The sequence below is a fragment of the Streptosporangium minutum genome, assembly GCF_002149035.1.
In the GTDB taxonomy this organism is placed as follows: domain Bacteria; phylum Actinomycetota; class Actinomycetes; order Streptosporangiales; family Streptosporangiaceae; genus Streptosporangium; species Streptosporangium minutum.
On sequence record NZ_NGFP01000314.1, the window covers coordinates 1 to 9655 of the forward strand.

At 72.9% G+C, this 9655-nt stretch carries 7 protein-coding genes and 1 pseudogene; 2 read left to right on the plus strand and 6 right to left on the minus strand.

Features of this window, described 5'->3' with window-relative positions:
• The coding region (locus CA984_RS39405; protein ID WP_108724679.1) for a serine/threonine-protein kinase at window positions 1–1174 on the minus strand (1174 nt) is incomplete at its 3' end.
• A 77-nt stretch (window positions 1175–1251) separates the two neighbouring features.
• Entirely contained in the window at window positions 1252–1896 is a 645-nt protein-coding gene (locus CA984_RS39410; RefSeq protein ID WP_086578468.1) for a pyridoxamine 5'-phosphate oxidase family protein, read from the minus strand.
• Window positions 1897–1963: 67 nt separating this feature from the next.
• Here CA984_RS39410 and pdxR point away from each other — a divergent pair, with 67 nt between their 5' ends.
• Window positions 1964–3451, plus strand: coding sequence for a MocR-like pyridoxine biosynthesis transcription factor PdxR (gene pdxR, locus CA984_RS39415; protein WP_086578469.1), 1488 nt, complete (start codon window positions 1964–1966; stop codon window positions 3449–3451).
• 9 nt (window positions 3452–3460) lie between these two features.
• On the plus strand, window positions 3461–4495 hold the full coding sequence (locus CA984_RS39420; protein WP_086578470.1) for a phosphotransferase family protein: 1035 nt from the start codon (window positions 3461–3463) through the stop codon (window positions 4493–4495).
• A 103-nt stretch (window positions 4496–4598) separates the two neighbouring features.
• Here the strand turns inward: CA984_RS39420 and CA984_RS39425 are convergent, their stop codons facing one another.
• The 4 genes and pseudogenes from CA984_RS39425 to CA984_RS39445 all read right to left on the minus strand — a co-directional run.
• Window positions 4599–5555 carry an oxidoreductase gene (locus tag CA984_RS39425; protein ID WP_086578471.1) on the minus strand — a complete coding sequence of 319 codons (957 nt, stop codon included), beginning with the start codon at window positions 5553–5555 and terminating at the stop codon, window positions 4599–4601.
• Between the two features lie 412 nt (window positions 5556–5967).
• Window positions 5968–6171, minus strand: a pseudogene (locus tag CA984_RS49430) (transposase); the annotation flags it as partial.
• 67 nt (window positions 6172–6238) lie between these two features.
• Window positions 6239–6637, minus strand: coding sequence for a hypothetical protein (locus tag CA984_RS39440; RefSeq protein ID WP_086578472.1), 399 nt, complete (start codon window positions 6635–6637; stop codon window positions 6239–6241).
• Window positions 6634–9655, minus strand: a 3022-nt coding sequence (locus CA984_RS39445) for a glycosyltransferase (RefSeq protein WP_133061916.1), incomplete at its 5' end; no start/stop codon positions are given. The genes CA984_RS39445 and CA984_RS39440, both read right to left, overlap by 4 nt.

A 9655-nucleotide genomic window follows, 5' to 3' on the forward strand; every position in this document is an offset into this window, starting at 1 on the left:
GGGGAGGGGGTTCGACGACCTCGGGGGAGACCGAGGGCGACGCGGAGGGCGACGCGGAGGGCGACGGCGGCGGTGAGAAGGCCGCCGGGCCGGACGGTTCAGGAGAGGGTGAGGTGGACGGTCCGGCTGCGGCGATCTCGATCCGCTGGACCTCGGGTGGCCGCGCACCGGCCAGCACGTACACGCTGACGCCGCCCGCGATCACCACCAGCCCCGCCCCGGCCGCGACCCCCGCGGCCCTCCTGCGCAGTGTGCCGAGGACGGTGCGGAACAGCGTGGTCCCGGCCGTCGGGTCGGGGCCGCGGAGCCGGAACAGCAGCGGCAGCAGCGCGGCCAGCGCGACCAGTTTGCTCCTGCCCCGCTTCTCCCAGTCCTGGCCGTAGGCGGCGACGGCCACGGCCTCCAGCTCGGCCACGAACCCGGCGGCGGTGGCCGGCCGGTCCATCGGGTCCTTGGCCAGCCCCCTGGCCACCAGCTCCCTGAGCGGCTCCGGAACCTCTCCCACCGGGATCGGCGCACGATGGTGCTGGTGCCTCAGCACGGCCGGATCGATCGCCCGATACGGCCGGCGCCCGGTCAGGCACTCGAAGAAGACCGCCGTCGCGGCGTACACGTCCGTGGCCGGCGAGGCGGGGCCGCTGGCCCACTGCTCGGGCGCCATGTAAGGAGGGGTGCCCGCGGGACGGTCCACCGCCCCCGCCGGCACGGCGATGCCGAAGTCGACCAGTTTGCTGGTGCCGTCCGCCTGGACGAGCACGTTCTCCGGCTTGTAGTCCCGGTGCACCAGGCCGGTCCGGTGGGCGGCGGACAGGCCCATGAGCGAGCCCTTGAGCACGACGAGGGCCGCCTCGGGCCCGGTCGAGCCGTGCTCGCGGAGCAGTTCCCGCAGGGAGACGGCGTCGACGGCCTCCATGACGATGGCGGCGCCCCCGGCCGCCTCGACGTATTCGTAGAGCCGGACCACGTTGTCGTCGGCCAGCTCCACCAGGAGCCTGGCCTCGGCCCGGAACCGGGCGAGGAAGTCCGGATCCCTCCTGAGCCGCTCGGACAGGTATTTGATCGCGACCTGGACGCCCGACCCGTCGTGCCGGGCGAGGACCACCCGGCCGCCGCCGCCCGCGCCGAGTTCCCTCAGCTCGGTGTAGCCGGGGAGGTGCCATCCACTGACCGTCATCGCCGCCCTCCAGCGTTCCGAGTGAAGGTCCTCCCCATGAGACGTGCGCCCCGCGGTCCGGGTTGGCCGGATCGGGCTTACCGAATGGATATGGTTCGGGAGGCGATGTGCGGTGGTACGTCCAGATCCATGATCAAGGCGGGGTCGGCCTCGGGGGCGCCCCAGGACGAGCGGAGCGGCAGGACCCCCGCCCAGACGGGCAGGGCGTAGTCCTCCTCCTCGTCGACCGGCGGCCCCTGCCGTATCTTCACCGACGCCTCTGCCAGGGAGAGGGCGAGCACGGCGGTCGCGGCGAGCTCCTTCCTGCTCGGCGGGCGCGCGGCGCTCCACTGGCCGGGGGCGAGCTGTTCGGTGATCGCGCGCAGACCGGCCAGGCGCTCCTCGTCGTCCTCGACGAGGCGGGGGCGGCCGTAGATCATGGCGGAGCGGTAGTTGACCGAGTGGTGGAAGACCGAGCGGGCCAGCACGACGCCGTCCACGTGGGTCACCGTGACGCAGACCTCGCCGGTGCCGCGCAGGGAGGTGGAGCCGGTGGATCCGTGCAGGTAGAGGGTGTCGTCGATCCGGCCGTAGCCGGTGGGGACCACCATTGGGGAACCGTCGGCCACGACGCCCAGGTGGCAGATCAGCCCGGCGTCCAGCACCGCGTACAGGTCCTCGCGGTCGGTCCGGGCCCGTTCCTTCGAGCGGCGGAGCGTGGTGCGCGGAGTCGGAGAGAGCATGGCTCTAACCTAGGAAGAAGTGGACATCGAGAACATATCCACTTCCTGTCGCTTCCGGGAGACCACTTTGCCGCGCACCTACGTCGACCTGCCCGTCTCGCTCGACCGCGAGGCTCCCGTGGCCCTCACCGTCCAGCTCGGCGACCGGCTCCGTACCGCCATGCGCGACGGCACCCTCAAGTCCGGCGAGCGCCTGCCCTCCACCCGCTCCCTGGCCCGCCAGCTCTCCATCAGCCGCACCGTCGTCACCGAGGCCTACCAGCAGCTCTACGCCGAGGGCTGGCTCGACGGCCGCCACGGCTCCGGCACCTACGTGGCCGACCTGGTCATCCACGCCCCCGCCGCGCGGAGCGGCTCCGCCGTCTCCGGTTCCGTGCCCGCCCGCACCGGGGGCGGGCACGGAACCGGAGACGGGTCCGCGCCGTCCGGCGGCCCGGCCGCACCGCTCCCGGCCGGCACGCGTGGACGCGGCGAGCGGATGATCGATCTGCGGCCCGGCCACCCCTGGGTCCGCGACTACGACCAGGCGGCCTGGCGCAGGGCGTGGCGTAAGGCGGCCGATCTGCCGCCGGGGGACAGGTCCGACCCCTACGGCCTCCCGAGGCTCCGCGAGGCCCTGGCCGAGCACCTCCGCAGGACCCGGGCGATCGCCGTCGGCCCGGAGGACATCATGGTCACCCGGGGCACCGGCAACGGCCTCGACCTCGTCGCCGCCACGCTCCTGCGCGCCGGGGACCGGGCGGGCGTCGAGGATCCCGGCTACCGGGTCGCCAGGAACGTCTTCGCCGCGCGAGGCGCCGAGATCGTGCCCTGCCCGGTCGACGAGGACGGTGTCGTCGTCGACGGGCTCCCCGACGACCTGCGCGTCCTCTACACCACCCCCGCCCATCAGTACCCCCTGGGGGGACGGCTGCCCATCTCGCGCAGGGAGCGCCTTCTGGACTGGGCCCGCCGTACCGGGGCGATCGTCGTGGAGGACGACTACGACGCCGAGTTCCGCTACGACGTCGCCCCGCTGCCCGCGCTCCACGGTCTCGACCCGGACCGGGTGGTCCTGCTCGGCACGCTGTCCAAGTCCCTCGCCCCCGACATCGGCGTCGGCTGGCTGGTCGCCGCGCCGGACCTGCTCACCGCCATCGTCGGGACCCGCCAGGATCTGAGCGACCGCACCAGCGGCCCGGCCCAGCAGGCGGTGGCCGTCATGATGGAACGGGGTGACGTGGACCGCCACCTGCGCCGCATGCGGCTGGAGTACGCCCGCCGCCGCGCCGCCGTCGTGGACGTCCTCGGCCCCATGGTCACCGGCGACACCGCGGGGCTGCACGTCATGGTCGAGCTCCCCGGCGGGATCATCCCGTCCCTCTTAGAGGAGGCGAGGGAGCGCGGCGTGCTGCTGGATTCGACGTTGGCCCGGCACCACCACGGAGAGGTGCGCAGGCACGGGCTGGTGATCGGATACGGCTCCGCCTCCCTGGCCGAGGTCAGGCAGGGGGTCGCGGTGGTGGCCGAGCTGATCGGCCCCCGGCTGGCGGATGAAAGCCGAGTGGCGTTCTAATGGTGGGCTATGAGCACGCCTGGTATCAACTGGTCCCGCCTGGTCGCCTGGATGGCGGCCAACGTCGCCGAGGTGGGGGAGCCCACCGGCGTCTCCCTCATCTCCGGCGGCAGGTCCAACCTGACCTACCGGATCGAGACGCAGGCCCGTCCCCTGGTGCTGCGCCGCCCCCCTCTGGGCCACGTCCTGCCCACCGCCCACGACATGCGCCGGGAGTGGCGGGTCATCTCGGCGCTGGCGGAGACGGAGGTGCCGGTGCCCGAGCCGGTGGCGCTCTGCACCGACGAGGACGTGATCGGCGCGCCCTTCTACCTGATGGGGCACGTCGAAGGCGAGGCCGTCCGCAGCCGTGACGAGACGGAGCTGTCACCGGCCCAGGCCAGGACGCTGTCGGAGCGGCTCGCCGAGGTGCTCGCGGCCGTCCACGCCGTGGACTACGGCGCGGTCGGCCTGGGCGACTTCGGCCGTCCTGACGGCTACATGGCCCGCCAGCTCGAACGCTGGGGCCAGCAGTGGACGCGTTCGAAGACCCGTGAGCTCCCCGAGTACGACCGGCTCGCCGCCCGCCTGCTGCGGCGCCTGCCCGACCGCTCCCCGGCCGCCCTCCTGCACGGGGACTACCGGCTCGACAACACGCTGGTACGGCTGGCGCCGGACGCCGACCCCGAGATCCGGGCGGTGGTCGACTGGGAGATGTCGACCCTGGGAGACCCGATCGCCGACCTGGGCCTCACCCTGACCTACTGGCAGGACCCGGGAGACGCCGAGCGCTCCTCCATCCCGCTGGCGGGCGACATCACGCTCACCCCGGGTTTCCTCGACACCGGGGAGTTCGCCGCGCACTACGCCCAGGTGTCCGGGGCGGACCTGACCGATCTGGACTTCTACGTGGCGTTCGGGAACTTCAAGCTGGCGGTCATCGTCGAGGGGATCCACGCCCGGTTCATGCAGGGCAAGACCGTCGGTGAGGGCTTCGAGCACGTCGGCGCCTCCGTGCCGACGCTGATCGCGAGGGCGCACCGGGCGCTCGACGGGCGCGGCTAGGCGCACAGCCCGGCCGGCCCGGAGGGCCCGCCGGCCTCCGGGACGCCGTCACCCGTACCGGGATCGAGGAACGGGCCGCCCAGGACATCGTGACCGGGAACCGCTACGGCAGACTTGTCGCCGCGGCGGCGGGCAGCCCGTACGTGACGCCGGTGAGGCGTTCGGACATCCCCCACAGCCGGTCGGCTGTGACGGTGTCACCGATGGCGCGCTCGCGGGTACGGCGGGCCGGCTCGCCGCGGAGCTGCAAGGATCCGTCGGGCACGATGTAACTGCCGCCCGGCAGGTCCGGGACGGTGGCCGCGTACAGGGAGGTCTTCGCCCCTTCCGGAGCCGGGCGGAAGGCCGCACGCACGAGCAGGCGGGCAGCTGTCGCGTACAGCCGCCCACGGCGGCTGTTGGCGCCGCCGGTCAGGACGTTGGTCCGGGTGAGTCCGGGGGCGACGGCCATGCTGCGCAGCCGGAGTCCGGCGGCGTCCGCCCTGCGCTGCAGTTCCATGGCGAAGTAGAGGTTGGCCCGCTTGGACTGCACGTAGGCGAAGGCGGTGCGGTAGGTGCGTTCGGCGTTGAGGTTGTCCAGGTCGAAGCGGGCGAAACGCTGGCCCTCGCTGCTGACGGTGACCACGCGCGGCTCGGGTGCGGCGAGCAGGCGAGGCAGGAGCAGGCCGGTCAAGGCGAAGGTGCCCAGGTGGTTTATGCCGAACTGGGACTCGAACCCGTCCGCTGTCAGGCCGAACGGCACCATCGCGACTCCGGCGTTGTTGACCAGCAGGTCCAGCCGGTCGTGATCCCACCCGGCGGCGAACTCGCGGATGGAGGCCAGGCTGGCCAGATCCACCCGGCGCAGCTCCAGGCGCGCGTGGGGCACCTCGCTCCGCAGGCGGGTGAGGGCGGCCCGGCCGCGTTCGGGATCACGGCAGGCCAGTACGGCGTGGGCGCCGCGGCGGGCCAGTTCGCGGGCCGTGACGTAGCCGATGCCGCTGTTGGCCCCGGTCACCACCGCCACCCGTCCGGTCTGGTCGGGTATGGCGTGCGGGGTCCAAGGGAGAGGGTTTCGCATGGTTGCCACCTCAGGGGGACGCCGACAGGAAATATCGCAACTCAAAGTTGCGATAGATCGATCCTGTCACCTCTCCCTCGGGTATCGCAACTTTGAGTTGCGATGGAGTCGGATCGACGCCCGCTGCCGGAACCCGGCTCGCGCTGCCCGTCCCGACGGGGCCGAACGCGGTGGGCCGCAGCACGCTGCATCTCGTTGACAAGGATCGCCGGGACCCGTGGGTGCCCAAGGCGGGTTGGGTCGCGAGCGTGCGGGGGGCGACATCGCTGCGGAAGCGGCTGATGGCTCTGCCTCGTTGGACGGCGTGGACGAGGCTGTGCAGGGTGTCATCGGCGGACTGAGGGGCCTCGAGGTCGAAGTTCGCATCGAACATGACGCGGTAGAGGTCGGGTCCGTCATCCGGATCGAGGCGACGTCGACGCCGCATGTATACGGTTTTCCAGGTGCCGTACCCGCTCGGCAGATCGCGCCGAGGCGAGCCGGTACGGGCCCGCCATAGGATCCCGTTGATCGCGCGGCGGTGGTCGGCCCACCGCCCACCACGAGGCGGATCCGAAGGAAGCCGGGGCTTCAGTCGTTCCCATTCGTCATCGGACAGATCGTGGCGATCCTGCACATGCAGCGATCTTTGCAATATGTTCCGTCAAGTCAGTGCGCCACGCCAGAGATCCAAGAGACAGGCCCTAAGGTGCGCGCCCGGCGGGGCCGCGCCGGGCGCGCCGCGCCGTGAGCAGCGCGGTGAGCAGCGCGCCCAGGGCCGCCGCCGAGGTGACGGCGGCCAGGGCCGTCACCGCCGCGGGCATCGTGAACGTGCCGCTCAGGAAGAACGCCTCGCTCACGATCACGCCGGTCGAGACGCTGAGCGCCACCGTCAGCGCCAGGCTCTCCATGGCGTCCCCCGTGTGGTCGCGGCGGCCGAGCAGGGGGCGGGCCAGGGCCAGCAGGGCGGCACCCGGGCAGGTGAGCAGGAAGGCCACCGACACGGTGACGCGCAGCGGGCCGGCGCCCGCGACCTGCGTCACGAGCAGCGCGAGCCACCCGGACGCGGCGAGCAGCAGCAGAGGCAGGCGTGAGGTGCTCATGGGGTCCTCGGGACGAGTTCGTAGACGACGCCGCCGGAGTTGCGCGCCAGCACCGTGAAACGGCCCGACGCGGCGACCTCCCGGCCCAGCCGGTCGACCGTCCCCGGCGGGAAGATCCCCGCGGTCTCGGTGGCGCTCCTCTGCGCGCGGTTGAGCACCAGGTACGCCCTGGCCCCCGGCGGCACCTTCGACATGAGGCCGACCAGCGACGGCAGCGGATCGCGGACCAGCTCCGGCAGGGTGGGAACATGCCGCGGCAGCCCCCGTACGGCGGTGCGCGACGGCGGCAGCTCGTCCAGCCAGGTGTGCTCGTAACGCTCGTAGTAGTCGTAGGCCGCCGGGAGGAAGAACGTGGGCGCCACGATCAGCGAGCCGGGAGGCGCCACCCGATGGACCTCCCGGACGAGCCGGACCTCGTCCGCGGTGAAGTAGTTGGACTGCTCCTTGCCGTAGTTGCCGAAGAAGAAGCCCGTGACCATGAGCAGCAGGACCGGGGGCAGGACCAGCGCGCGGACCCAGGCCCGGCGGGAGGGCAGGAAGAAAGCCGCGGCCAGGAACGCCGTCAGCGGCAGCGTGAAGAGGTAGACACGGAAGATGATCTCGCCGCCGTAGCTCCCCGCGGCGAGGAACAGCAGTGGGCTCAGCCCGATCATGAGAAGGGGCAGTCCCGACCGCCTGAGCCACCCGCGGCGTACGGCGGCGCCGGCGAAGGCCAGCAGCCACACCCCGCCGGAGAGGGCGCGATCGGCGTAGGCGACGATCACCTGACCGGGGGAGACCGAGCCGAGGGTGATGAAACCGTCGTCCAGGTTGCCGCCCGCGTCGCCGAGCGAGGCGACGATGTCACCGAACCTGCTCTCCAGAAGCCGCCAGGCGGCGACGGCGTCCCAGGTCGCCACGGCGAGGCCGGTGACGAGCAGGATGCCCAGGTTCCGGTGCCGCCGCAGCAGGAACAGGGCGATGAGCCCGACCGTCAGCACCAGCGGCGTGAGCTGGTGGGACGAGGCGATCGCGACGATCGGGACGACCAGCACGCACGTCCAGACCAGGCGGGTGAGGGCGCCGGAGACGGGCGGCGGCTCCGCGGCCAGCCCTCGCGGGTCGTCGCCCGTCCGGACCGGCCCCCGCCGGAAGCGCCGCACCACGACCGCGAGGACGGTCAGATACAGGACCAGCGTGGTGGCCTGGGGGGAGAAGTAGTCCTGCCCGACCCAGGAACAGGAGAAGTAGACCCACACCGCGCCCCAGACCAGCTGGCGGTTGCGTGTCACCGTCCGGAAGAGCAGCAGCAGCGGCAGGAGGACCGCGGCGTTGAAGGCGGCCGGTCCCCAGACGGCGATGCCCAGGGCGTCGTCCAGCCCGGCCATCTCCGTCATCAGGGAGAAGAAGGAGAAGAATCCGGGCCACTGGTGATAGGCGGACAGCGGCCCGATCTCCGGGTCGGTCGCGCCGTGCCGGATCAGGTAGTCGATGACCGAGACGTGTTTCCAGGCCCACGAGTAGCGCAGGGACGGATACAGCAGGGCGGGCGTCGCGTGCAGTACGGTGATCAGCGCCAGCACGTATCCCGCGTGCCAGAGTTCGAGGGCCCGCCGGTCGCCGAGCAGGGCGACGAACCCGACGACCAGGACCACGACCGCGCCCCAGAAGGTGGCGGGCAGGACGGTGAGCAGTCCCAGATCGGTCATCCGGTCGAGGTCGACCTGACGCAGTGACAGCCCCCAGAGCACGATGGCGACCGGCAGCGCCGCACGGGAGAGGAACCACGTCCAGGCGCCCGCCCGCCGGGCCGTCCCGTCGGTCCGCGTCGCGCGCAGCCGCTCGGCCGCGTAGCCGACGCCGGTCACCGCCAGGCCGAGGAGCATGACCAGCAGGGCCTTCCAGCCCTTGACGTCGGCCGGTCCGGTGAAGGTGACCGCGCGGAACACGGCCCTGGGCAGCCCTCTTCTGACCGGGGCCAGGTGGGCCCTCAGCCCCTCCCGCCCACCGGCCCGCTGCGGGACGCCGGCCTGTGATCGGCCCTCGGCCGCGCACCGGGCCAGGAAATAGGACAGCCGGGCCCGGTGCGCGGGCACGTCCAGCCGCACGATCGCCGAGGGCTGGTGGAGCAGCTTCGCGTCCGGGCGCAGCTTCCGCAGCCGGGAGCGGAGCTCGGTCGCCGCCCCACCGGTGGGCCCGGTCACGACGCCGGGCCGCCGGCCGGGCCTCTCCGGGAAACCGTCCGCGTTCTCCGGGAAGCCGCCCGCCTCGGCAAGCGCCTCACGGCGGAAGGACAGGGCGCCGCCGTACAGGTCGTCGATCTGACCCGCCTCGGCGGGCGAGCCGGTACACGGCACCCCCAGCACCCACGCCAGCTCGACGGGGAACCAGTCGGGCTTGCCGGTGCTCCAGCGCACCGCGACCCGGCCGCGCACCCCGATCACGTCGTCGTCGGCGTAGGCCGCCAGCAGGGACTCCGTCCACCCGGGGCCGGGAGAGGAGTCGTCGTCGAGGAAGGCGACCACGTCGCCCCGCGCGCTCGCCAGCCCCAGGTTCCGCGCCGCGGCCGCGCCGGCGACCTCCTGGTTGTGCACGACCACGACGCCGTCGAGCGTGGCTTCGGCCCACGCGACCAGCTCGGGGCCGTCCTCGACGACCAGCACGATCTCCTCCGGAGCCGGCCGCTGGGCCCGTAACGCCCCGACGATGACGGGCAGGCGGGCACGTGCGCCGGGGGAACCGCCGACGATGACGACCGACAGGGACGGCCCGGCGGCCTTCCCGGCGGGAGGCGCCTCGCCACGCGCGGGGATGCGCCAGGTGGTGACGGCCGAGATGTCCTCGACAGGTGGCGGGATGGTCGTCGTGTCGTCGGCCTCCTCCGGGAGCTCCGCTCCGGCGGTTTCCCCGGGGTGCCCGGTCTCCTCGGAGTCCGCGGCCCCGGCGAGGCCTTCGGACTTCCCGGGGGATGTGGCCGGCTCTCCGGGATCGTGCGGCTCTCCCGGCCCTTCGGGAGCCCGGGGGCCCACGGGGCGGTCG